The following is a 24,156-nucleotide window of genomic DNA, read 5'->3' as shown; positions in this document are numbered from 1 at the left end:
CATTTTCACTTGCCGGATCAGATACTTCCCCGGGTAAAACAACAATAGGATCGTCAGCTGGTTGTACTTCCTGGTCTTCTACCGCCGTATTCTCCTCTTCAAGTTCATCTTCGGGATCTATTTGTTTTTCAATCTCAGTAGGATGAATGGATATAGGAGGATGTTGCGTATCTGCTCTTCCGTTTTCATTAGGCTCCTGTAATACAAATTGAAGCCAGGCCGGATTATTAAAGTAAATGGAGGTGACAGCTATCTCTCGTTCAAAGGCTCGTTTTTCACCTTCCAGCTGCAGTTTTTTGGCAAGCAGCAGGTGACCGGTACCCGCATATGGATACTGCCTGATAAAATAACGGAGTTCACTTTCAGAAACCTCATCCAGTGTTTCTTTCTGAAATAGCTGATATACTATTTGGCTGATATTGCTGACCATATTAATTACCAGTTGGAAAAGATCCTGTTAAAGATTTCATCGCTCATGTTCTGAACAATAGTCGGTAGAAGCTGCTGCTGTGCAGTTGTAAAATCGACAGTAGCAGAAAAGTCGAAATTACGCGAAACATCGGCTTCAAAACTTTTTGTTCCCTCAGGCAAGGTATTAATAAAATCGACTTTTACGGTAACGATTATCCGGTTTGTTGCTGCCTGTTGATCTCCTGAAACACCCGATGTAATAGGTCTGAAATCGACGATGGTTGCTGCGATATCATAGTGTGCGTCCTCACCCTGTGTTGGACGAAGCCTCGAGAACTGGCTATTGATCTTTTGGCGTAAACGATCGGTTAACTGCGGCGCCAGCTGCGGGTTTACATTAGTTGCCCGGTTTTCAATCAGTTTCAACCGGTATGTTTTCACGCTTGCAGGTACACTGGCATCCTTGAAGGAATAACATCCTCCGGCCAGGGCAATAATCATAAATGCCAGTATCAATCTTAACCACAAAACAGAACGAAAATGTTTAATCGATAACATTGATCTTATAAATTTTCAAATGAATTCCTAATCCTTTTGTTGCCGGAAAACGTAAAGTAAACATCTTTATTTGACATCAATCATTATATGACATCAATCATTCCTTGATATCATATTCCTTTAACTTCCTGTATAAAGTTCTCTCGCTGATTCCGAGATCAAGAGCAGCATCTTTTCGTTTACCCTTGTGTTTTTTTAAAGCTTTAAGAATAAGTTCTTTTTCCTTATCCATTATATTCAAAGATTCCTCTACTTCCTCGTGCAGGTCAATTGAATCATGACCATGATGGATCATTACCGGTTGTTTATTGGAAATGGCCGGTTGAAGACTATGAGACATCATCTCTTCAGTTTTCAAATCCTTGAGCTCATTCATGAAAGATTTATTATTCACTGCCATCTCAGGATTTTGAAGCATATCCAGAAACATTCTTTTCAACTCGGTAACATCTTTTTTCATGTCGAAAAAAAGCTTGTATAAGAGATCGCGTTCGTTTGCGAATTCGTGACCATTGCTATTTGCTGCTGCATGAGCCAGGATAGGCAAACGGTTAAAATCACGATCAGGCAGGAACTTCTTCAATTCTCTTGCACTCACGTTTTTATCAGTTGATAATACTGAAACCTGTTCTGCAATATTCTTCAATTCGCGCACGTTTCCCGGCCAGCTGTAGCTAATTAACACATTTTTCGCGTCGTCGTCAAGCTGTATAATTGCAGCCTTGTATTTGTCGGAAAAATCTGCCGCAAACTTTCTGAACAATAACAATATATCTTCCTGCCTGTCGCGCAGAGAAGGAACGCGGATAGGAACTGTACTTAAACGGTAGTAAAGATCCTCGCGGAATTTACCTGTTTGAGTGGATTCGAGAAGGTCGCGGTTTGTTGCTGCTATTACACGAACATCTGTTTTCTGAACTTTCGATGAACCTACTCTTATGAACTCGCCGGTTTCCAGCACACGTAATAATCTTGCCTGTGTACCAAGTGGTAATTCCCCGACTTCATCAAGAAAAATGGTACCACCGCTCACAGTTTCAAAATAACCTTTACGGCTATCGACTGCACCGGTGAATGACCCTTTTTCATGGCCGAATAATTCACTGTCTATAGTTCCTTCAGGAATAGCTCCGCAGTTCACTGCTATAAAGGGATTGTGTTTCCTTGCAGATAATGCATGTATGATCTGGGAAAACACTTCCTTACCAACTCCGCTTTCACCAAAAATCAGCACCGTAAGATCTGTGTTAGAAACCTGGGATGCTACCTGGAGTGCAAAATTCAGCGCGGGTGAATTACCTATGATTCCGAAACGGTTTTTTATCGATTGGATGTCTGCCATTATATCTTTTTATTCCTTCTTCAATTAATTGATTCGCACTACATGTGGGACCATCAAATAACTTCCCCATGGAGGGTTGCTTTCGTACAGCTGTTAACCTTAACCATCGCATAGTCACCTTTGGCAAGGCCATGGCTGCCTTTTGGAAAAATGATCACCTTGTTCTGACCATTGCGGCCCATCCAGTGCTGATCACTTCTTTTGCTATTACCTTCGATCAGCACTTCGAAAGTCTGACCAACGTCCATCTGGTTATTTTCATGTGAAAGCCTGTATTGCAAGGCAACAATCTCGTCCAGTCGCCTGCTTTTTACTTCAGCGGGTACATCGTCCTTATACCTTTTTGCGGCGAGGGTACCCGGTCTTTCACTGTATATATACATATAACTCTGATCATAGCGCGAATATTCCATCAGGCTTAATGTATCCTGGTGATCTGTCTCTTCTTCCATACAGAATCCCGCAATCACATCAGAACTTAATCCGCATCCTGGCAGAACATCCCGGATCCTGTCGACTTTCGCCATGTACCATTCCCGGGTATAGGTTCTGTTCATCAGCTGCAACAAGCGGGTGGAACCACTTTGCACCGGCAGATGAATGTACTTACATATATTATGATGACGGGCCATCGTAAACAACACTTCATCAGTGATGTCTTTTGGATGCGAGGTGGAAAACCTTATCCTTAATTTCGGATCTATCAACGCAACTCTTTCCAGCAACATGGCAAAAGTTACGGTTTCACCGGTAATTTCATTTGTCCAATGATAGCTGTCTACATTTTGTCCCAACAGGGTCACTTCCCGGTAACCGGCTTCAAGCAGTTCACCACACTCTCTCACAATCGAATCGGCATCCCGGCTTCTTTCACGACCCCTTGTAAATGGTACTACACAAAATGAACACATGTTATTGCAGCCACGCATAATGCTCACAAAGGAGGTAACGCCATTGCCGTCGAGCCTGATTGGTGAAATATCACCATAGGTTTCCTCACGGCTCAACAAGACGTTGACTGCTTTTTGCCCCCCTTGAGCTTCGGCAATCAGTGACGGAAGTGAACGATAAGCATCAGGGCCTACTACGAGGTCAACCAGTTTTTCTTCTTCCAGCAGTTTGGATTTCAGCCGTTCTGCCATACAACCCAAAACACCGATCAGTGTTCCGGGACGACGTTTCTTTACCTTGCGGAGGAGTTCCAGTCGCTTGCGTACTGTCTGTTCTGCTTTCTCGCGGATCGAACAGGTATTTATGAGGATAAGATCAGCTTCTTCAAAATTTCCTGTAGAGCCGAATCCGCTCTCATTCAGGATGGACGCCACAATTTCACTGTCGGCAAAGTTCATGGCACAGCCATAACTTTCGATGTAAAACCGACGCGCAACCGGGGCTTCGGCTTGCAGCGGTAATACCAGCGCCTCTCCCTGACGGGCTTCATTATGGGTTTTATTGCTTACAAGATCAAACATGAAAATCCTAAAAATTTAAGAGTGCAAAGATAAGGAAAAATGACAGGTTGGCAGAACAGGTTTTCCATATGTTTGGCGTCTAAGAATATGTCAGATTAGTTTGTTATGAGCCCATTTGTTAAAGGACATACTTTCTGCGCCAAAAAGCTCAAAAACCGAAAAGTCATTGAGAACTTTAATATAAATTATTAATTTCGACCCCAGGATGATTTCAAAAATTGCTTTTTCCTTCGTATTTATTTTTTGTGTAATAAGTGTTTCTTCTCAGACTTCCGGTCCCGGGATTATCGCGGGCAATCTGCTGGACGAAAAATCGGCGGCCGTGTCTGGTGCCACCATTGAATTGCTTCCTTTTGCTGACACTATTCAATTGCGGAGATCGACCGCCAGTGATAACGCCGGCGATTTCTCATTCACCGGCTTAGCTTTCGGTTACTACCAGTTGAGGATTTCCTTTATTGGTATTAAGCCGATGTTAATAGACAGTATTCATGTACGTGAGGAGAGGTTCGACTTTAGCCTGAATGATTTGTTGCTAAAACTCAATGCTTCGGCGGAACTTGACGAGGTAGTTGTTTATGCTGAAAAACCGCTTATTCAAAGCCGTGAAGGCAACATAACTTATAATGCAGCTGAATCGCCGCTCAGCGCAGGCTCGAGTGTGAGTGAACTTTTGAAAAACGTTCCCCTGATCGCCACCGATCCGGACGGAAAATTAAGCGTTCGGGGAAAAGAACCAAAAATTCTTATCGATGATAAACCCGTTGACCTGAATGCTCAGCAGCTCCAGGATTTTCTTGAGTCGCTGCCAGGATCTATGATTGAAAGGATTGAGGTGATGACCAACCCGCCTCCGCAATATGCAAATGAGCAGGGTGGTGTCATTAATATCGTTACCCGGAAAGGCAGGGTAGGCTTAGGAGGTAGGTTCAATGTTTCTGCGGGTACCAGGGGTGAAACCGGGCTAAGTGGTAATATCAACTATCGCCGTAAAGGCCTGGCTATAAATTTCAATGCCGGTACCGGCTTAAACAGGTATACCGGTTATGGCTACTCGAAGCGGGAAAACATTTATCCGGATTCTTCAAATTTCCTGTACAGTTCTTACAACAACATAAATAAAAGTAACAGGCCGAATGCCAGGCTTAGTGTTGACTATGATATCAATTCCCGCAATAGCTTAAACCTGTTGCTGCAGTTTAATGAAAATGTTTTTGACAATTATAACGAATCTGTTTTTACCAATCTGAGCAATGAGAAAGAGGTATACCGGATCAGTAACCGCAGTACTCAGACTGATGGCCTGAATTTGAATCCCTCGATGAACCTGACTTATACCAGGAGGGGCAAAAAGCCTGGTGAAACTTTGAGGATCATCGCCGGGGCTAACTATTCATATAACGAAAATAACCGTCTCTTTTACCAGGAATTTTTAAATCCCGATCATACAGGCACCGGAATCGATTCAACACAAAGGCAGGACAATACCAGTTGGAATAGTGGGTTCAGCATCAGGTTGAATTATGATAAATTGCTGGATAACCAAACAACCACTATCTCAACAGGTGGCTGGTATAATTATGCTTCAAATGATGTGCTGGTTGATTTTCTTAACCTGGATAAGTCAGGTAGTAATATGTTCATACGAAATGCCGGATTAAGCAATGACTTCAATTTTATACAGACCATCGGCAATCTACGTGTATCCTTGAAACAAGTTATCGTTGAAGGTGTGAGTGTTACTGGTGGTATCAATGCGGAGCGAACGGGAATCAATTTTGATTTAACAAATGGTAACAGAACGGTGCGCAATAGCTATATCAGCTGGCTCCCTTTTGCAAATTTTAATAAGTACTGGGAAAACGAATTGAATCTTACTGTTTCATACCGCAAAACAATCAGGCGGCCTGGTATCGATCAGTTAAACCCTAGTATTGATTATAGCAATCCTTATAACCTGCGATACGGTAATCCTGACCTTGAAGCTTCAACATCTCACAATTTCGACCTGGTAATTGGTAAAAACAGCAGCAAGTTTTATGTGAATCTCGGGATGGGACACAATATTGTCAAGGATGTTTTTATCCAGGTTCGCGACCTGGTAGCCGATGGTAAAACGGAAACAAGCTGGAGGAATATCGATGATCGGAAAGAATATGAGATCAGCACCTGGTCGGGCTATACTTTTTCTAAGAAACTAAGAGCTAACTTCAGCGCAGGTTATACCATAAATGAATACAGCAGGTTTGACCGTGAAGTAAATAAATACCGGAATGGCGGATCGTTTACGAGTAACTTCAATGCGAGTTATATGCCGGTGGATGTATGGAACATAAATGCCAATTTTACTTTCAACAGGTTTGCAAATCCACAGGGTACTGTAAGAAGTAATCTGGGCATGAACATAGGCGTTCAGCGAAAATTTTTCAACAAACGTTTTATCGTTACGATTAATGCAATAGATCCTTTGTTCCAGCAGGAAAATATGTCATTCACTTATGGACCCAATTTTAACCTGGAATCTATGAACAGCACAAATTCAAGAAACTATCGGATAACGCTGGGCTACAATTTCATAAGGGGTGTAAGTAAAGCAAAGGCAAAAGCAGAAAAAGACAAGCTGAAAGAAATGCTGAAAACCTAGCTATTCAAACAAAATATTTATGCAGCTACCAGGTTGTAAACGAAGCAAACTGTTTATTTCAGGATCACCGTACCTGCCTTCTGCAGCAACTCTCTTTCGATCATTTTAAGATGCTGATGAGTTTGTATCAGCATCATCTGTTCATCTGAACTGTGAGGCCGCTCAAGATCCCTTTGATTGTCTTCAATCATCTTTTTGACCTTGCGAAGTTTCAGGTAATTCACAGTGGAAGTAACCTCATCACGGTATAGTTCTTCCGTGGTTTTTATTTTTGCTTCAAACTGGTCTTTCCAGTTGTGACTAAGTTCGTAGGGAAAGTCCATGATAGAAAGGACCAGCGTGCTGAGCTGCCGGTCTTCATGATAGAGGAAGTTCTTAGGGCCGGGAGCCAGGCCTTCTTCAAACCATGTTTTATATGTTTCAATAATACGCATCAGTTCAGGATTTGCAATAGTACCGTTGTCGATCTGTTCCTGCAGTATATATTCTGCCACTGTATGTTCGTCATCCCAGGGCATCATGCCGTATTCGAGTAAACATCTCACCATACCACGTTCCTGCATCTCATCGCGATTCAGTAAACTGAGGGTATCATCATCGGGTGGGGCTGCAGCCGCTGCTTCCGCATTGCGAAAGTCTTCAGCGTTTTGTTTGTTTTCCTGTTTTGTAACTTTTTCCCTGATGAATTTATTGACCAGAGCTGTCAATCCGCTTTCTTCAATTTTTAAAACAGATGCACTTTGACGAATATAATCCTGTTGTCTTGAAAAGTCTTCAATCTTATTGATACGCGATATTGTTTCTGCTACCTGGTTCACAACTTCTGCTTTCCGGTTTGTGTCGTTACCGGCGTCTTTTAGACCGACTTCAAGTTGAAATAAGATAAAATCTTTTTTGTTTTCGAGTACAAATTCCCGGAATGCCGCTGCACCAATCCTGTTCACATAGCTATCCGGATCTTCCTTGTCGGGGATGAGCACCAGCTTAACGTTCAGACCTTCTTCAAGTGCCAGGTCAAGTCCTCTTAATGCAGCCTTGATACCTGCAGCATCACCATCATAGATAATGGTGAGATTACTTGTATACTTTTTTACCAACCTCAGCTGATCAGGTGTAAGTGAGGTTCCACCAGAAGCAACCACGTTTTCAATTCCTGCCTGGTGAAGTGATACAACATCTGTATATCCTTCAACAAGTAAACATTCATCGCTTTTATCTATAGCCTGTCTCGCAAAATAAGAACCGTAAAGGATTTTGCTTTTTACATATAACTCGTTCTCCGGAGTGTTGATATATTTTGGTCCACGTTCCTGCGACCCGATTACCCTGGCACCAAAACCGAGGATCTTACCGGTTTGGTTATGAACAGGAAAAATGATCCGGCCGCGGTAATTATCGTAACTGTAATTTTCCCTGACAGCCACCAGGCCGCTTCGCTGCAGGTTTTCCAGGCTGTATTGGGCCGCCAGCGCAGTTTTAGTAAAACCATCCCGTTGCTGGGGATTGTAGCCGATCTGAAACTTCCTGATGATCTCTTCATTGAAACCTCTTTCTTTCAAATAGCTGAGCGCTATATCCTGGCCTTCTTCAGATTCAAACAACTGCCCTGTAAAATATTTTTGTGCAAAGTTATTTATGATATACAGGCTATCGGCGACCTGTTGTTGTTGTTTGTATTCCGGTGATGTTTCCGTTTCTTCAACCGGCACACCATATTTGTTTGCCAGCCATCGCAGTGCGTCAACATAGGAATATTTTTCATGGTCCATCAGGAAACCAATGGAATTCCCACTACGGCCACAGCCAAAACATTTGTAAATTTCTTTTGATGGAGAAACGGTAAACGAAGGTGTTTTTTCGTTGTGAAAAGGACAAAGTCCAAGATAACTGGCTCCGCGTTTTTTCAATTTCACGAATTCGCCGACTATCTCGACAATATCGATCCGGTTTAGTATCTGTTGTATGGTTTGCTGGGAAATCAAGCTCGGTAGTATGAACCGGTAAAGGTAAGCGCTGGCGTCGAAATTGCCAGCTAAAGGATACTTAAAAGCAAAGGTTCCTACCCGGATAGGAAGGAACCGGTTTTATAATACCAGCCAGGATTACAAATGCTATTGAATTATTATCGTCTGGCTTAATACCGGACCTTGCTGATCTGTAATTCGTACCAGGTATGATCCTTTCGCACTAGTTCCTGCAGCCAGATTTATTTCCTGTTTCCCCGCAACAATTTTTGTATTGGTTGAAGAAATTTTTCTACCGTTCATATCATATAAATCAATATTCGCTTTTTCTACCGACCTGGTTGATTCAAGAAAGATGGTCTTGCCATTTACAACAGTTGGGTATATCCTGTTTGCAGCAATATTGTTGATGCTAACCGTGGCGATGGATGAATAAGTTACAGATCCATCAAGATCCTCCATAGCGAGACGGTAATAAATGTTTCCTTTTTTTGATGGCTGATCAACCTGGCTATATTTATTAACAAAACTGTTTCCGGTCTTTGCCAGTCGAGTTGCAATATCAGTAAAGCTCCTGCCATCATAACTGCGTTGAATAATATACCTGTTGAAATTTACTTCTGCATTTGAAGTCCAGTTTAACTGCACACGATTTTCAGAGATTGCTGATGCATTAAAAGATGTCAGCTTTACCGGGAGCAGAGAAGCAGACATTGTAAAACTGATCCTGTTACCTCCACTGTTTTCATAATATTCAATTACCATATTGCGGTTGCCACTAAGGGTAGTAGTATAACTTGTAACATTATAAGATTGATCTACCCATCTGTCTATTACCCAGGTTGCACCACCATCAAGACTAAACCTGTAACCATCATCGCCACCAATAGTGAATATATAGGTACCGGCCGGCATGTTCCGGGTTAAACGGAAACGGGCGCTGAAAGCTTCTGTGTTGATCGGGCAGGTAAGGAAGTTCATAGCAACATTATCACCACCGAAACTTTCATCGAAATTTGGATCAAGGACTGAACCTTCTGTTTTTGAACCCTTATAACTATTAAAATTCGTCCCCTGGTAGATATAAGCCTGCCAGGTGTTGTTGATACCATAAACTGCTGGATTACCTGCTCCTGTGCAGCCTGTCCCGGCACTGAATGTAACCCTGTTGTCACCTGCGTTTTCATAATATTCCAGCACCATGTTATAAGAGCCATTCATAAAAGCTGATGTGGTAACAGATGTATAGCCCTGATCATTCCACCTGTTAATCAGCCAGGTCGCACCGCCATCTATACTTAACCTGAAACCGTCATCACCTGAAACCGTGAAATCAATATTTTGATTGGTGAATGTTTTGGTAAGCTTGTATCTCACACTGAATACATTTGTAGTAATCGGGCATCCGTTTGTAACATAACTAACTGAAGAACCACCAAAATTCTGATCGAATTCATAGTTGCCGGCATTGCCTTCATTTACATATCCCCGGTAGGTATTGAAGTTTGTTCCGGAATAAACATATCCTATCCACACGTTCCCGGTTCCATAAGTTGTTTGGTCGCCCGCAGGGGTACAAGGCTGGCCATTTACTATAAACCTTGAAAAAAGACAGATAATAATAAAGATTGATTTCAGAATGGTTTTGTCAGGGTAATGTTTCATAATCGGGTCTTACGGTTGTGTATTCTGTTACACCTTCCGTGCCCGAATGTATCTTCTTCAAGGACAATCAATTATTGATCAAGTTTTTTGGGAATGATTCCATTTTTGGGAAAATTGATAAGTTTTAGGGAAAGAAACCCGAAAGGGAAGGCGAGGGGCAAACAATCAGTTGCCCGGATGAACGGCGCAGATATAGGTATAAAAATGGGTTGAACAAGCAGGTATAAGATCGGGATGAACGAAAGGAGGACATTTAAAATGTAATGAGTGTAAGGATGATGGAGATCTATGGACAAAAAAAAGTCAGCAGTAAATATTACTGCTGACCCAAATGATAAATAAATTGAGAGATAAATCAGGCCTTATCGTAACTGATACATTCCTTCAATTCTTTTTCTGAATAAGCTATATTATATTGTTTCAATACTTCATCAGGTACTCCGTTCCATTGGTTAGGACGATTACCAACATAACCGATATCTTTTACTCCAATCTCTGAAGTATAAAATCCGGTTGAAACCAGGTCACGCATAAGGTTGAAAAAAGAAACGCCCGGAGCCATTTCCGGTTTTGCTTTTTTAGGATAAGCAAGCTGATCAACCATTTCGATTCGTTGTTGCTCACTACAATCCTTAAACGCTTTTTCATACTTTTTTAAACATTGCATATCGAGCCACCTGAGACCTCCACGCATTGGCAATTGATGATGTGGCATATCCTTCACAATAAATTCTATAAACTCAGGAACTTTTGCATCTGAAGCAGATCCACTTACCTCATCTTTTGGAATGATGATATCACCCATGATGGTGATGGTCGCCATTTCGTGGGCTGTGAAAAATTGTTTTGAGATGGTTGCATTATAAGCTTCAGTCTCTTCGGGCATGCGGTCGATCTTCGGCTGCGCTGCACCGGTACCTTCAGCTTTATCAACCGGTTTTTTATCATCAGTTTTACAAGCTTCAAATAAAACACCGGCAGAAATCGAACCAAGGGCCAGGGCTTTGAGGGATTTTCTTCTGTCCATAGTATCCTATTTTATAAGTTTTGTTTTTTCATTTCATCGATAATGTACTCAGATGTTCTCATTGACAGAGCAAGGATGGTCCAGGTAATGTTTTTATCGGCCTGGCTGGGAAATGCAGCTCCATCAACAACAAACAGGTTTTTGCAATCATGTGCCTGGTTCCATTTATTCAGTGCGAAACGTTTAGGATCGTTACCCATTCTAACCGTACCGGCTTCATGAATAATTTTACCAGGTGCTTCCAATCCATATTCATTTTCAGGAGTACCATCATCACCCCAGGTAATGATAGCCCCCATATTATGCATGATTTCACGGAAGGTATCTTTCATGTGTTTTGACTGTTTGATATCATGTTCTGTCCATTTGTAATGGAAACGCAGGGCCGGGATACCAAATTTGTCTACCACGGTTGGATCAATCTCACAATAGTTTGTTTCAACAGCCATGGCTTCACCGCGGCCTGCCATACCTACACCGGCGCCATAAAAGAATCTCTGGTCTTCTTTGAGAGATGCACCATAGCCACCTGCTTCCTTCGTTTTTCCGTGAACCTGGTATTTACCATTCATGCCCTGGATACCCATTCCAAATCCATATGAAGGCTGCCCCATTCCACCCCAGTATTCAATGTGATAACCACGTGGGAAATCAAGTTTTTTATTATCGAGCCACCACGGTGAATAAACGTGCATACCACCAACGCCATCTTCATTATAACGTTTGCGATCGAACAGTTCAGGAAGCACTCCACCCATGGCAGTTCCTGTTGAATCATGAAGATATTTTCCTACAACTCCACTGGCGTTAGCCAGGCCGTTTGAATGTCTTGGTGATTTAGAGTTAAGCAACAACCGGGAAGATTCGCAGGCACTGGCAGCAATGATAACCGTTCTGCCTGTGATCTGGTATTCCATCATGTCGTTTTTGTCAACATATGAAACTCCTGTTGCAACACCTTCTTTGTTGGTAAGCACTTCACGTACCATTGCATTCGTGATCACATCAACATTACCGGTTTTAACCGCAGGATTAACCAGAACCGAACCAGATGAGAAGTCAGCATAAACGCTGCAGGATCTTCCGCATTGGGCACAATAGAAACAGGCACCTCGCTCGTCATTTATCTTTTTTGTAAGAATAGAAAGTCGGGAAGGAATTGTAGTTACTCCCGCAGTAACGGCTGCTTTTTTGATCATCAGCTCATGCAATCTCGGTTTGGGAGGTGGAAGGAAAACGCCGTCCGGATGGTTTTCTAATCCCTCATTTGTCCCGAAAATTCCGATCAGCTGATCAATCTTATCATAATACGGTTTGATATCCTGGTAAGAAATGGGCCAGTCTTCGCCCAGTCCATCAATACTTTTTCTTCTGAAGTCATCGGGTCCGAAACGGAGTGAAATACGTCCCCAATGGTTGGTTCTTCCACCCATCATCCTTGCACGGAACCAGTCCCATCTTGTATTATCCTTGTGTGTGTAGGGCTCTCCGTCGATTTCCCAGCCATGGTAACAACCATCAAAATCACCGAATGGTCTGAACTTTGTACTTGCTCCGCGTCTTGGCGAGTCCCACGGGTTCTTTAACTGATTGGTGTTTTTCGCCGGATCAAACATGCCGCCTGCTTCCAGTAAGCATACTTTCAAACCAGCTTTTGCTAAAACGTAAGTTGCCATTCCTCCACCTGCTCCTGAACCCACAATAACCGCATCGTAACTTTTAGGTTGTTTCTTAACCTGAAGATCTCCCATACCACAAATTTAGTTTAGAAAACTTGAAATAATTTCTGCTTTCAATTGATTAATGAGCAGTCCGTAAATGTAAAATAATACTGCCTTATGCAATAATAATTTTGATTCTTTTTAAATTAAGCTCTTTTAATGTGACTTGAAAAAGCTTCATAATGCTGTTATTCTTTCGGTTTATTTAACTTTCAATGGCTTTTTCGAAACAGAAAACGCTGTACCCGGGTTAGTTGAAAAAACAAGGTTCAATTCTCTTTCAGTGAATCCATTTGCTTTCATTGCGGGAACCAGGAAATCGGGTATGTCATTATATCCGCGGTAGTTGCCTCCTTCGGGTTCTCCGACATGGTACCAGCCAGCATCCTGCGATATTAAAACCCTGCCTAACTGTTCAGCCGTCTTCATATCATCCAGGAATCGTAAATAATCAGCTGAATTATTTTTGCTGAATCCATCAAAGGATACCCAGCCGCCACTTTTAGCAACCTGTAAATGATACGTCCTGTCAGCTTCATTCTGAGCATGTATCCAGATCCACGATGAAGGGTCCGCGCCGCCGGTGGTGATAATTTTCATCTCCTCTAATGCTGCCTTCCCATCTCCCGTATGAACGCCGATTGTCAATCCTGTTTCGAGATGAGTAATTGCTGCAGCTTCAACCAACTTTCGCTGAACGGGAGACAGCGGGTATTTGTCTACGCCGCATTTTATAAAGCCGGGTTTAATTCCGGAACCTTCGATTCCGTTTTTCCATTCTGCAATCCAACGGTCAGCAATCTGGTTTGAAGATTCATCATATGCATGTGGAGGTATGTATTTTTCTTTAGCAGCCCCGTAATAGCCGGTATTTGTAATAAGATTGAGTTTGGTTGCTTCGGACAGGCGCTTCAATAGCTGTACATCCCGTCCAAGATAAGCTGGTGTGCATTCGATGATTGTTTTAATACCTTTATCTTTTGCCGCAAGGAGCACAGGTAGCGCTTTGTTGAATACTTCCTCCTTATTGTACCGCGAACCGGAAACCTTCGTAGCCCCGATAAAATCAACCATGATATGTTCATGGATTAGTGTGAATCCAAGTTTGCCGGGTGAAATTGGTCCGTTAACGGTAATCACAAAATCCGGAGGCAGCCCCGCTGCATAAGAGGTAAGACCAGGCAAACTGCAACCAGCAGCAATAGTTATCCCATCTTTTATGAAACTTCGTCTTGTATATCTTCTCATAGCCGGAATATATTTGTTGAGCTATTTTTTGCCGGTGTCCATTTCCCAATCATCTGTTCTGAATGGATTGAGCGGCAGGCCATCTTTACTAAAAATATTTCCTATGGCTTCGTTGGAAAAAGCAAAACGGACTGCAACCGGTGCTTTCACTTGTTTGGAAGAAACCAGTATGGTCCCCCTGACGATTTTAACATCGGCGGGATAAAATTTTTTATCGGCACCTGCAATGATCCATTCTGTAGCTTTCTTTCCTTTTATCATCATGCCGGGCTCCGCATGTTCCAGCTTGATCGTTGCTATATTTTTATTTACAGACATACTTCGGAATGAAGGACTGCGATAATGTCCATGGAGGCCATAGTGATCGCCGATTGCATATTCTGCCAGTCGTTCACCAACGCTGTGTTTGTTTTGCGGATGGATATCTTTGATATTGTCTACCAGGTCAGTTATAACCACCATACCGGTTTTCGGGTGTCCCTGTATGTTAGTTTGTGCTTCCCTGAGCAAAGCCCCGATATTTTTATTGCCATAAATATAAGGAGCAATCTGTACAAAATAGAATGGGAAATCCTTATCCCAGGCGAATCTCCAGCTGCTGATCATATTTGTCAGCAGCAACTGGTAGCTATTATAAGTTAAGGTATTGCTTTCGCCCTGGTACCAGATGGCCCCGGCTATATTAAATGGCGTGAGCGGCGCAATCATTGCGTTGTATGCCTTGCCTGGTTTTGTAGGCCACCCGGGTGCTTCTGTTATCTTTAATGAAGCCAGCCTGGTTGTTTCATCTTTTGTTACGACGGATGAAGGCGTCCAGGCTTCGGCCGGTGTGCCGCCCCAACTTGAGTTGATGAGCCCTATTGGAATTTTTAGTTTTTCATAAAGCTTCTTACCAAAAAAATACCCCACTGCACTAAAGCCTTTAAGCGATTGGGGTCCGCACTCTTCCCAGTTGCCAAGGCAATTATCCTGCAGTTGATCGGAAGTAGTTTTCGGAATATTGAAAAGCCTTATGTTACTGTTTGCACTTACCGGTAGCTCATCGTTCATTTCTTTCAACCCCTGGAGGCTGCTCCATTCCATATTTGACTGACCTGAGCAAACCCAGACTTCCCCTATCAATATGTTTTTAAGTACAATGGTGTTTTGACCTTTCAGGGTAATCATATAAGGCCCACCCGCTGCGAGCGTTGAAATTTTTATCGACCAACGGGCATCACCGTTCGCTGTAACGGAGTCTATCTTGCCATTCCAGGAAAGGGTAATAATAATTTTTTCAGCAGGATTCGACCAGCCCCATAAACGCACTTCTGAATTTCGTTGCAGTACCATGTTGTCTGCGAGTACCGCAGGAAGCCGGATATTTGCCAGCGTTACTGCGGGTAGGGCGGTAGCAACGCAAATAAAGAAACTGAATAAGGCCTTGAAGATTGACATACAGCTATATTGTAATAAGTTTTTAGCAATCACGTGAGGTCCAGTAACTTAAGGATTCTTCTTCAAATTTATTCTACGATAATAAGAAATTTACAGGTTGATGCATATTTACCTGTAATCTACCAGAAAAATGCAATTTTTTTGTTAAAGGCCCGTTTTCAGATAGTATTTTCGATTCACACTTATCCAAACCCATGCTCAACCCTATGTACCCTTACATCCAAAATGCCCAGGACTACCTGGCCGAGAAATGCCTGCTTATGGACAGTCATAATGTTCAGGCCAGTAAAATTGCTTTTTTGAAAATCCAGAGCTGGAAGTTTTCTTTGAAGACTCCGGAAGTTGGGATTCGTTATCAGCAGGAAGCGGAAGAAATGGTGAAACAATCTTTCCTTTCTTATGTACCAAACAGTTTTGTATTAAGCGAAGAAGGATTTCATTTCAGTGAAATTGCGAATTAATACCTTAATACTACCTGAACAGAAAATTGATTATTGATTAAAACAGGTTGCGCTTCAGCTGGATATTTATTATACATTTATTCAGTAGCTTGGAAGCCGGTTTGTTATAATCAATAATCATTTGTCTGATGTTTGCCAATCTTATCTCCCGTTATTTTTACCTGGCCATTACCGGCCTGTGCTTCTCCTGTACTTCGTCCACTCCTGATTCTGTTGGCTCTTTCGAGAAGCTGGATCCAGAATTTGATGCTGTTATAAGCGGCAGCGCTTCTATTCAAATAATCGCCGACAGCCTGGACTGGTCCGAAGGCCCGCTATGGCTGGAAGATCAGCAAACGCTGCTGTTTTCCGACATTCCTCCTAACACAATTTATAAATGGACAGCCGAAGGTGGCAAACAGGTTTATCTTAAACCTTCTGGCTATACTTCCAATTTAAAACGCGGTGGCGAAATTGGTTCGAATGGGCTAACGCTGAACCCGCAGGGTGAACTGGTGATCTGCCAGCACGGAGACCGCCGCATCGCAAAGATGAACGCACCACTTGATAAACCTTCACCTGAATTTGTAACTCTGGTTGATAATTATAACGGGAAAAAATTCGATAGCCCGAATGATGTGGTTTTTGATAACCGTGGCAATTTCTATTTTACAGATCCGCCATATGGTCTTGAGAAACTGGTTGAAGATCCGAATAAAGAGGCACCATACCAGGGAGTATACCGTGTAACTAACGGAAAGGCTCACCTGCTGGTGGATTCAATAAGCCGTCCAAATGGAATTGCTTTTACCCCCGACTATAAAACACTGATTGTGGCTAATTCTGATGAAGCAAAACCAAACTGGTACGCTTATGATATCTCGGGAACTGATTCTCTGATTAACCCCCGCATTTTTTATCACATGCCAGATGCGCCTTTCAAAGAAAAAGGCGGTGGAGACGGACTAAAAATAGATAAGAAGGGTTATGTTTTTGCCACAGGCCCGGGTGGGGTTTGGGTGTTCAATAAAAATGCAAAACTACTGGGCCGGGTCCGTGTTTCAGAAGCTGTATCCAATTGCGCATTTGCAGATGATGATAAGACGCTGTTTGTGACTGCGGACAGGTACGTTCTGAAGATTAAGTTGCGCTGATAACTTATTTTAAGTGGTGAGTGGTAAGTGGTTAGTTGAGTTATGAGTTATGAGTTATGAGTTATGAGTTATGAGTTATGAGTTATGAGTTATGAGTGATGAGTTGAGTTTCAGAGTGATGAGTGTTTATTAATTCTGACACTCACAACTTAACTCACCACTGTTCTACCTATATTTTAAATGCTATTTGCATTCCGCCGGTTTTGGGTTCGATGCCGGTTTTGAATTCTTTTGTCATAAAGGATTGCCAGTATTCAAACATCAGTTTTTTATGTGCGATCACCAGGCCAAACCTGTTTTGGAAAACAATACGGTTTAGCTGGTTGGGCTCTATTATATAAGGACTTTGCCTGTTCATCAGTCCACCCTGCAAGGTTGCATCGTAGCCAACCAGGTTAATAGATGCGTGATCATAGAGATAAATGTTCAGCTTTTTTACGTTCTGCTTTTTTAGGTTCTGCTGTGGATCACCATAAGGATCTTCAAATCTTCCTAACATAAGCGCAGGACCAGCGACGGCTTTTGTACTTAGGGTTCCGGCGCGTGCCATTACCTGGGCGGTAAAGAGAAATTTTTTATTGTTGCCCAGGATGGCCTTTTCATAGTTGACCTGGTAATTAAGCACCGGTTCGTTATGTACCTGGTTATGCCAACCTTCAGGTTTTGTATACCCGATCCAGCGATGAATGGAAGATTGGATTTCTTTTCCACCTGACCATGGTCCCAAAATACCAATGGTGATGGTATTGGTAACCCTTTTCCTGGTTTTCGGATTTAATGCAGTATTAAAAGCCCGTAGTAACAGCGTTGAAGCATAGGGCCGGTCATTGTATTGTATTCCCGGTTTGTCAATATGTTTGGCGTATATCCGTTTGTTTCGAGGGCCAGTCCAAAGTTCCTGCGGAAGGCGGAGGACTTCCAGGTCAATTTTGATAGTGGAAATTTCTTAAGTGAAGGATGAATCACTTCGATGTATACACCCTGGGTATAATCCCGGTCTGATGCACTAAAAAAGTCATTTTCATAGGAGAACCGAAAAGAGCGATCCGTGTTTAAAGATCTGTAGACAGGAGTATAGTCAATAGCTTGTCCGATAGCAAAAGCACTGGTAAAACTCATTGTTATTGTAATGAATAAGCTTTTCAGACTTTGATAATAACTCATGTCATACCTTTTTTACCTGGATTGCTGAAAATTCATCCTCTATCATCGACTTAACACCGGATTGCTAATAATTCATCCTCTACCATATATTTAACACCTGGATTGGTGGAAAATTCGTTCGCTACCATAGACTTAACACCAGATCGCTGACAATTCATTCTATATTGACATACGTATTAAGCTAATGGCACGATTTTTTAAACGGACATCTTCATAGTCTATCTCGAATCACGAATTATTTGCCATTTAGTATTTGCCATTTAGTAATTGATCGGGCATTTCCTTAACTGGAATTTCAATTTTGGGAGTTTTCAGTTGAAGTTGACACCAAATTTTTCTTTGATATAGAAGGCCCGGCGGGTGCCTGGAATTTGCTCTACAAGCTGAAATTGAACGTTAAAATTGAAGGCTTAACAAAATAATTTTTCATTTCTTAAACCCCTTAATTATGCGCACCACAGGTATTGTTCTCATTATTATTGGAATTCTGATGTTTGTATTTTCCGAAATTAACTTTACTACAGAAAAGAAAGTTGTTGATGTAGGCCCTATTGAAGTGAATAAGAAGGAAAACAAGTCAATAGGCTGGCCTGTTTATACTGGAGGTATAGTTGCGCTTCTAGGTGTTGTACTGGTCGTCGCCGGAAGCAAAAAAAACAAATGAAGAAATAAGCAATTCGAATACTAAGCGAAAAAATTTATATTAGTGTGCCATTTGATATATTCACGGGATAAAAATCCGACAAATTAAATTTTTGAAAATGCACAATTCCAGAAGAAGATTTCTCAAAAATGCGGGACTGACGGTTGCCGGTTCAACTTTACTATCTAACTACCTGCTGGCATCAACCCAAGCTAAAGAGCTGATTGGTGTTCAGCTTTATTCCGTCAGGGCCGATATGCAAAAAGATCCGCTGGGTACCCTGAAACAGATTGCCGGCATGGGCTACAAAAATGTTGAACATGCGAATTATATTAATCGCAAGTTTTACGGTTACACCGCTCCTGAATTTAAAAAGGTACTTGATGATCTTGGCTTAAAGATGCCAAGCGGACATACAGTAATGGGTTCACAACACTGGGATACGGCGAAAAATGATTTCAGCGATAGTTGGAAATGGACAGTAGAGGATGCCGCTTTGCTGGGTCAGCAATTCGTGATCAGCCCTTCGCTGCCAAATAATCTGAGAAAAACCTATGATGATCTTTCCAAGGCAATGGAGATGTTTAATAAGTCAGGTGAACTCTGTAAGAAATCAGGGATGAAGTTTGGTTACCATAACCACGATTTCGAGTTCAGTGAGAAACTGAATGATCAGACTTTATTCGATATCATCTTGTCAAAAACTGACGGATCCCTCGTGGCCCAACAGCTTGATATTGGTAATATGTATAATGCAGGAGCCAAGGCACTCGATATCATGAAAAAATATCCCGGCCGCTTCGAGTCCATGCATGTAAAGGACGAGATAAAGGCCAGTACCGGCAATGAAAAATTTGAAAGTACAGTATTGGGTAAAGGAGTGATACCAGTTAAAGAGGTGATTGATCTCGGTCGAAAATCAGGAGGTACCATTCACTTTATCATTGAACAGGAATCTTACCAGGGAAAAGCTCCATTGGAATGTATGAAAGAAGATCTTGAAATAATGAAGAAGTGGGGATATAAATGATAACTCTTTACTAGCAATAGATGAAGCAGGATAATTCCTGAATTGCTAAAAGCTTAGTGAAATTAATTTCACTAAGCTTTTTTTTGACGAGGAAGGCTTAACAATCATGACAGCCTTCCGGTTATCTTTCTGATTTTATATGCTGCAAAATCATTGAAAAAATGTCAGTAGTAGATCCCTGGTTCCACATATTTATTCATCCATTCCATCACTGCCGTTATCACCATCCGCGGTTTTACTTGAATTGGCGACCATATTGTTAATGGTTGTTATTTCTGCAGATGTAAAGTATCTCCATTTGCCTGTCTGAAGACCATTGAGTGTTATATTCATAATCCGGATCCGGATTAAAGACTCCACGCCATAACCAAGCGCTTCGCACATTCTTCTTATCTGCCTGTTCAGGCCCTGGATCAGGATGATCCGAAACCTGCTGGGTCCTTCCTGTTTTACAAAACATGGCCTGGTAACGGCGCCGGGTATGCGAACACCGCCGCGCATTTTTTGAATAAATTCTAATGTGACCGGTTTATCAGTGGTAACGATATATTCCTTTTCATGTTTGTTCCCGGCCCTGAGTATTTTGTTAACTATATCTCCATCGTTCGTAAGAAATATCAGCCCCTGTGATCTTTTGTCGAGCCGGCCAACCGGGAAGATGCGGCTCTTAAATTGCATAAAGTCGATGATGTTCGTTTTGTCTTTCAGGTCTGTAGTACAGGTTACTCCCTTAGGTTTATTGAGCAGGATATAAACGGCAGCCTTCTTTTTCTTCAATGGCTCCCCGTCTACCTGCACCACATCATTTTCCCCGACGCGGTTGCCCTTAACAGCTTCACGGCCATTGATAGTTACTCTGCCCTGTTCGATGTAATTATCTGCTTCTCTTCTGCTGCAAAAACCCGTTTCACTAATATATTTATTCAGGCTGGTATCCATATTATCATCGATATAACGATCCGCAAAGTTAAACTTTATGATTTGAACAGATAATTTTATACATTGAACCATCAAAAAATCCTTAAACAGTCTCGGTTATTTATTGTTATTAACTCAGACTATAATTTGACTGAAATGGAAAAAAAGGAAGTGGTAATTGTTGCTGCCGTAAGAACACCGATTGGAAGTTTTGGCGGAGCATTGAAAGACTTTTCAGCTACAAAACTCGGCTCTTTGGCTATAAAGGGTGCGTTGGAAAAAGCTGGAATATCGGGCGACCAGGTCAACGATGTTTTAATGGGCTGTGTTATCCAGGCGAATCTCGGACAAGCACCGGCCCGGCAGGCAGCTATCCTGGCGGGTCTGCCGAAAGAAGTCAATTGTACTACTGTAAATAAGGTTTGCGCGAGTGGAATGAAGTCCATCAGCCAGGCTGCCCAAAGTATCGCCCTGGGTGATGCGGAAGTGGTGATTGCAGGTGGAATGGAAAGTATGAGCAATGTGCCTTATTATGCTGAAAATATGCGCTGGGGTAATAAATATGGTAATGTGAGTTTTATTGATGGCCTGGCCCGGGATGGCCTGACAGATGTTTATGATGGGCTTGCAATGGGCAATGCAGCTGAACTTTGTGCGAGCGAATGTGGCATATCCAGGCAGGAACAGGATGATTTTGCCATACAAAGTTATGAACGCAGCCAACGGGCCTGGAAAGAAGGTGCTTTTAAAGATGAGATCATACCTATTGCCATACCTCAGCGAAAAGGAGATCCTGTTATGATGGAAAAAGACGAAGAACCTTTCAATGTAAAATTTGATAAGATCCCTGAACTTAAACCTGCGTTTCAGAAGAATGGCACTGTAACTGCCGCGAATGCGTCTACTATGAATGACGGTGCAGCTGCACTGGTATTGATGAGTGCTGAAAAAGCTGCCAGTCTTGGATTGAAACCTCTTGCAAGAATACTTTCTTATGCAGATGCAGAACAGGCTCCGGAATGGTTTACAACAACACCTTCGATAGCAGTGCCTTTGGCTGTAAAAAAGGCAGGTCTCCAAATGAGCGATATATCATATTGGGAACTGAACGAAGCTTTTGCTGTGGTCGGTATTGAGAACACCAAAAGGATGCAGCTTGATCCTGCCACAGTTAATGTTCATGGAGGTGCGGTTTCCATTGGTCACCCGCTTGGCTGTAGTGGCGCAAGGATTATTGTAACGCTTCTGAATATACTGCATCGAAACAATGCTCAATATGGCGCTGCGGGGATTTGTAATGGTGGGGGCGGGGCGAGTGCGATGGTTATTGAAAGAATTCAGCAATAGCGGGTCATTAATCACGATCGGTGAAATAGTCATATTTGCTGATTTGGCCGTTATTGATATTAATGATCAACAACACATTTGAATCGTCACTCATCAACTCCCGGTTATCCTGCCCGAATATTATGAGACTGTTGTTATCAAGTTTCCAGTCGAACCAAGATTTAAGACCTGTTTCGGCTGTCCATAACAGTTGGCCGGAATCATTGGTTGCGGACACCAGGACCTTTCCGTTTGTGCCGATTAAATCTTTATGAATAATAAGATAGCGGTTGCCAGGAAGCCGGAAGGGAACTGCTGTTTCTTTATTTAATAAAAGGCTGCCATCAAGATATGGAACATCACGAAAAAGCGTGGCGGTGGTGAGGTCCAGCGATGCCTGGTTATTTTTATCATAAATGATTTTTCCACTGACCATAAAACGCCTGGCTGTTTCGTCCGTAGCCCGACGCATATAAATATGCGTCGATAAATCCCGCAATTCATTTTCATCATAGATGCCTATCCATTGGTTATTCAGCGTATCCAGACTGGTTCCCATCTGTCTATAACCTGGATTTATTCTTCCAAGGGAATTGATGGCTGATTTTGTTTGTTCGTTAAACTGTTTTTCACTCCTCACCCGCAAATACGCGGCTCTCAGCAAGTCTGACTCATTGTTCAGTTTAGCCCTTAGTTCAACCATTTTATTCTGCATTGAGTGATAGGTTTCAAGACCAATCTTTTTATCACGATAATCTCTTCCAGGTATTAAGCTATACTTTTCAAAAACAGAATCTTTTAGCCGGGTGTTTATGGCTTGCAAATTTTCAATACTGTCGAGCGATTTTTTGTATTTGTCAATTGATGAATTTGTTGCGCGTGTTGAAGTCTTTAAACTAAGGGGATCCAGTTGCCATTTTATTCCATCTGTGGCGGTGAACAAAATAAGGCCTAAATCTTTTTCGAACTCATAATAACGTGCTTCCTTTGGGAACTTACTTTTAAGCGATGGATTTATTTCTTCCAGCTTTTGAATGTCGGCGACTTTTTCGAGTGTCATCGCATCAAAAGCCATCAGTTCACCCATAAATATCCACACGAAGCCGAAACCGCCTGAACCGTTAGAGAAGCTTAAATCACCTGAAGAATTAGAACCCTTTGAAACGCCTGAACCAACCGAATAGCCTAATATTCTGACTGGCCATTCTTTGATATCCTGATGCTCCTTTAGATCCCGGTGTTTGATTTTTTTTGCTGTGTTTATATCATTTGTTTGAACAGAATAAGTAGTATTAACTGTTTTATGGGTTATGCCCCGTCCGGAGGAATATGAAGTAGTTTTGTCAAAAGCTACAATTGAAAAAATAAGCGCCGTATCATTGTTCGAACGGTTCATCTTATTTGCTGAATTACCATTGCCCGTAACAATTATGGCTGGCAACTTCGCTGACCTTTCATCATATTTGGAAAGGCAGGATCTCAGCAGCAAGATAAATCCCCCGGTTAACAGGATCATAAGCAGGCAACCGGAGCCAACCATCATTTTGGGCCGAAGCATAAGTAATTTTTCATGAAGCTAGGCCCTATAGATTGCAGGCTTCATGGCGTTTAGCAGCCTGAACTTTTATTGAGTGGTTGGTCTGCACTATTTGATTTGGCGAATGTTCCTGTGTTCAAATGTTCCCGTGCTCAAATGATCCGTGGTCAAATGTTTCTGTGAGTTAATATTCTTGTAGGTAGCGTGGTTGTACGTTGAGTGCTTGCAGGTGAATGTTCTTGTGGGTGCAAGTTCATGTGGGAAAATATACCTGGCTTAGAAATCAGTTTGTACAGCAAATTTCGAAATTACAATCAAATTGAACTCTTTGAGATTTGCTATTTGGTTATGGGCTATTCATATAAGTTTTAAATACCATAGGGACTTATTTTTTATAATTAGGTTTGATAATAAATCAGCAAAGAGGCCTGGTCAGAATCGTTGTGACTGGTTGC

The 24,156-nt window shown here is 42.1% G+C and carries 18 protein-coding genes and 1 pseudogene; 6 read left to right on the top strand and 13 right to left on the bottom strand.

Annotation, left to right across the window (positions count from 1 at the left end; translation table 11 throughout):
- From VK664_RS23260 to miaB, 4 genes are all read right to left on the bottom strand, one after another.
- On the bottom strand, positions 1 to 430 hold a 430-nt coding region (locus tag VK664_RS23260), incomplete at its 3' end, for a hypothetical protein (protein WP_461401108.1).
- Positions 431 to 435: 5 nt separating this feature from the next.
- Positions 436 to 969, bottom strand: coding sequence for an LPS assembly lipoprotein LptE (gene lptE, locus VK664_RS23255; protein ID WP_461401107.1), 534 nt, complete (start codon positions 967 to 969; stop codon positions 436 to 438).
- Between the two features lie 97 nt (positions 970 to 1,066).
- Positions 1,067 to 2,311: a sigma-54 interaction domain-containing protein gene (locus tag VK664_RS23250; RefSeq protein WP_461401106.1), complete on the bottom strand. Its 1,245-nt coding sequence runs from the start codon at positions 2,309 to 2,311 to the stop codon at positions 1,067 to 1,069.
- A gap of 53 nt (positions 2,312 to 2,364) precedes the next feature.
- Entirely contained in the window at positions 2,365 to 3,783 is a 1,419-nt protein-coding gene (gene miaB / locus VK664_RS23245; RefSeq protein WP_461401105.1) for a tRNA (N6-isopentenyl adenosine(37)-C2)-methylthiotransferase MiaB, read from the bottom strand.
- Positions 3,784 to 3,988: 205 nt separating this feature from the next.
- Between miaB and VK664_RS23240 the strand changes: the two genes are divergently transcribed.
- The gene (locus tag VK664_RS23240; protein ID WP_461401104.1) at positions 3,989 to 6,427 is read left to right on the top strand and encodes an outer membrane beta-barrel protein; all 2,439 of its coding nucleotides are present in this window, start codon (positions 3,989 to 3,991) and stop codon (positions 6,425 to 6,427) included.
- Between the two features lie 53 nt (positions 6,428 to 6,480).
- On the opposite strand, the gene dnaG is transcribed toward VK664_RS23240, so the two are convergent.
- From dnaG to VK664_RS23210, 6 genes are all read right to left on the bottom strand, one after another.
- Complete coding sequence (gene dnaG, locus VK664_RS23235; protein ID WP_461401103.1) at positions 6,481 to 8,409, bottom strand: DNA primase; 1,929 nt, start codon at positions 8,407 to 8,409, stop codon at positions 6,481 to 6,483.
- A gap of 129 nt (positions 8,410 to 8,538) precedes the next feature.
- On the bottom strand, positions 8,539 to 10,056 hold the full coding sequence (locus VK664_RS23230; RefSeq protein WP_461401102.1) for a T9SS type A sorting domain-containing protein: 1,518 nt from the start codon (positions 10,054 to 10,056) through the stop codon (positions 8,539 to 8,541).
- A gap of 355 nt (positions 10,057 to 10,411) precedes the next feature.
- Positions 10,412 to 11,083 (bottom strand): gluconate 2-dehydrogenase subunit 3 family protein, encoded by a 672-nt coding sequence (locus VK664_RS23225; RefSeq protein WP_461401101.1) that lies wholly within the window; start codon positions 11,081 to 11,083, stop codon positions 10,412 to 10,414.
- A gap of 11 nt (positions 11,084 to 11,094) precedes the next feature.
- On the bottom strand, positions 11,095 to 12,834 hold the full coding sequence (locus VK664_RS23220) for a GMC family oxidoreductase (RefSeq protein ID WP_461401100.1): 1,740 nt from the start codon (positions 12,832 to 12,834) through the stop codon (positions 11,095 to 11,097).
- Between the two features lie 171 nt (positions 12,835 to 13,005).
- Positions 13,006 to 14,052 (bottom strand): phosphotriesterase family protein, encoded by a 1,047-nt coding sequence (locus tag VK664_RS23215; RefSeq protein ID WP_461401099.1) that lies wholly within the window; start codon positions 14,050 to 14,052, stop codon positions 13,006 to 13,008.
- Between the two features lie 21 nt (positions 14,053 to 14,073).
- Entirely contained in the window at positions 14,074 to 15,489 is a 1,416-nt protein-coding gene (locus VK664_RS23210) for a sialate O-acetylesterase (RefSeq protein ID WP_461401098.1), read from the bottom strand.
- A 206-nt stretch (positions 15,490 to 15,695) separates the two neighbouring features.
- Here VK664_RS23210 and VK664_RS23205 point away from each other — a divergent pair, with 206 nt between their 5' ends.
- The gene (locus VK664_RS23205; RefSeq protein WP_461401097.1) at positions 15,696 to 15,950 is read left to right on the top strand and encodes a hypothetical protein; all 255 of its coding nucleotides are present in this window, start codon (positions 15,696 to 15,698) and stop codon (positions 15,948 to 15,950) included.
- A gap of 128 nt (positions 15,951 to 16,078) precedes the next feature.
- Positions 16,079 to 17,083 (top strand): SMP-30/gluconolactonase/LRE family protein, encoded by a 1,005-nt coding sequence (locus VK664_RS23200; RefSeq protein WP_461401096.1) that lies wholly within the window; start codon positions 16,079 to 16,081, stop codon positions 17,081 to 17,083.
- Positions 17,084 to 17,252: 169 nt separating this feature from the next.
- Here VK664_RS23200 and VK664_RS23195 read toward each other — a convergent pair.
- Positions 17,253 to 18,202, bottom strand: a pseudogene (locus tag VK664_RS23195) (lipid A deacylase LpxR family protein).
- Between the two features lie 493 nt (positions 18,203 to 18,695).
- Between VK664_RS23195 and VK664_RS23190 the strand changes: the two are divergent.
- A complete protein-coding gene (locus VK664_RS23190) occupies positions 18,696 to 18,911 on the top strand; it encodes a hypothetical protein (protein WP_461401095.1) in 216 nt (71 codons plus the stop codon).
- 97 nt (positions 18,912 to 19,008) lie between these two features.
- The gene (locus VK664_RS23185) at positions 19,009 to 19,920 is read left to right on the top strand and encodes a sugar phosphate isomerase/epimerase family protein (protein WP_461401094.1); all 912 of its coding nucleotides are present in this window, start codon (positions 19,009 to 19,011) and stop codon (positions 19,918 to 19,920) included.
- A 192-nt stretch (positions 19,921 to 20,112) separates the two neighbouring features.
- Here the strand turns inward: VK664_RS23185 and rluF are convergent, their stop codons facing one another.
- Positions 20,113 to 20,859 carry a 23S rRNA pseudouridine(2604) synthase RluF gene (rluF, locus tag VK664_RS23180; protein WP_461401093.1) on the bottom strand — a complete coding sequence of 249 codons (747 nt, stop codon included), beginning with the start codon at positions 20,857 to 20,859 and terminating at the stop codon, positions 20,113 to 20,115.
- A 135-nt stretch (positions 20,860 to 20,994) separates the two neighbouring features.
- Here rluF and VK664_RS23175 point away from each other — a divergent pair, with 135 nt between their 5' ends.
- The gene (locus tag VK664_RS23175; protein WP_461401092.1) at positions 20,995 to 22,185 is read left to right on the top strand and encodes an acetyl-CoA C-acyltransferase; all 1,191 of its coding nucleotides are present in this window, start codon (positions 20,995 to 20,997) and stop codon (positions 22,183 to 22,185) included.
- Between the two features lie 7 nt (positions 22,186 to 22,192).
- Here VK664_RS23175 and VK664_RS23170 read toward each other — a convergent pair whose 3' ends face one another.
- Positions 22,193 to 23,722, bottom strand: coding sequence for a PA2928 family protein (locus VK664_RS23170; RefSeq protein WP_461401091.1), 1,530 nt, complete (start codon positions 23,720 to 23,722; stop codon positions 22,193 to 22,195).
- Positions 23,723 to 24,156 lie beyond the last annotated feature (434 nt).

This window comes from Flavitalea sp. (genome assembly GCF_035489435.1).
Lineage (GTDB): Bacteria > Bacteroidota > Bacteroidia > Chitinophagales > Chitinophagaceae > DATHKG01.
The sequence above is the reverse complement of the archived record's forward strand: the minus strand, read 5'-3'. Positions and strand labels throughout refer to the sequence as shown.

What these genes read in the sequence shown, in the direction of transcription:
- VK664_RS23190 (WP_461401095.1), top strand. Translation starts at nt 18,696, where the DNA reads ATGCGCACCACAGGTATTGTTCTCATTATTATTGGAATTCTGATGTTT.
- VK664_RS23220 (WP_461401100.1), bottom strand. Translation starts at nt 12,834, where the DNA reads ATGGGAGATCTTCAGGTTAAGAAACAACCTAAAAGTTACGATGCGGTT.
- VK664_RS23230 (WP_461401102.1), bottom strand. Translation starts at nt 10,056, where the DNA reads ATGAAACATTACCCTGACAAAACCATTCTGAAATCAATCTTTATTATT.
- VK664_RS23175 (WP_461401092.1), top strand. Translation starts at nt 20,995, where the DNA reads ATGGAAAAAAAGGAAGTGGTAATTGTTGCTGCCGTAAGAACACCGATT.
- lptE (WP_461401107.1), bottom strand. Translation starts at nt 969, where the DNA reads ATGTTATCGATTAAACATTTTCGTTCTGTTTTGTGGTTAAGATTGATA.
- VK664_RS23215 (WP_461401099.1), bottom strand. Translation starts at nt 14,052, where the DNA reads ATGAGAAGATATACAAGACGAAGTTTCATAAAAGATGGGATAACTATT.
- VK664_RS23205 (WP_461401097.1), top strand. Translation starts at nt 15,696, where the DNA reads ATGTACCCTTACATCCAAAATGCCCAGGACTACCTGGCCGAGAAATGC.
- VK664_RS23185 (WP_461401094.1), top strand. Translation starts at nt 19,009, where the DNA reads ATGCACAATTCCAGAAGAAGATTTCTCAAAAATGCGGGACTGACGGTT.
- miaB (WP_461401105.1), bottom strand. Translation starts at nt 3,783, where the DNA reads ATGTTTGATCTTGTAAGCAATAAAACCCATAATGAAGCCCGTCAGGGA.
- VK664_RS23250 (WP_461401106.1), bottom strand. Translation starts at nt 2,311, where the DNA reads ATGGCAGACATCCAATCGATAAAAAACCGTTTCGGAATCATAGGTAAT.
- VK664_RS23210 (WP_461401098.1), bottom strand. Translation starts at nt 15,489, where the DNA reads ATGTCAATCTTCAAGGCCTTATTCAGTTTCTTTATTTGCGTTGCTACC.
- VK664_RS23200 (WP_461401096.1), top strand. Translation starts at nt 16,079, where the DNA reads ATGTTTGCCAATCTTATCTCCCGTTATTTTTACCTGGCCATTACCGGC.
- VK664_RS23225 (WP_461401101.1), bottom strand. Translation starts at nt 11,083, where the DNA reads ATGGACAGAAGAAAATCCCTCAAAGCCCTGGCCCTTGGTTCGATTTCT.
- rluF (WP_461401093.1), bottom strand. Translation starts at nt 20,859, where the DNA reads ATGGATACCAGCCTGAATAAATATATTAGTGAAACGGGTTTTTGCAGC.
- VK664_RS23170 (WP_461401091.1), bottom strand. Translation starts at nt 23,722, where the DNA reads ATGCTTCGGCCCAAAATGATGGTTGGCTCCGGTTGCCTGCTTATGATC.
- VK664_RS23240 (WP_461401104.1), top strand. Translation starts at nt 3,989, where the DNA reads ATGATTTCAAAAATTGCTTTTTCCTTCGTATTTATTTTTTGTGTAATA.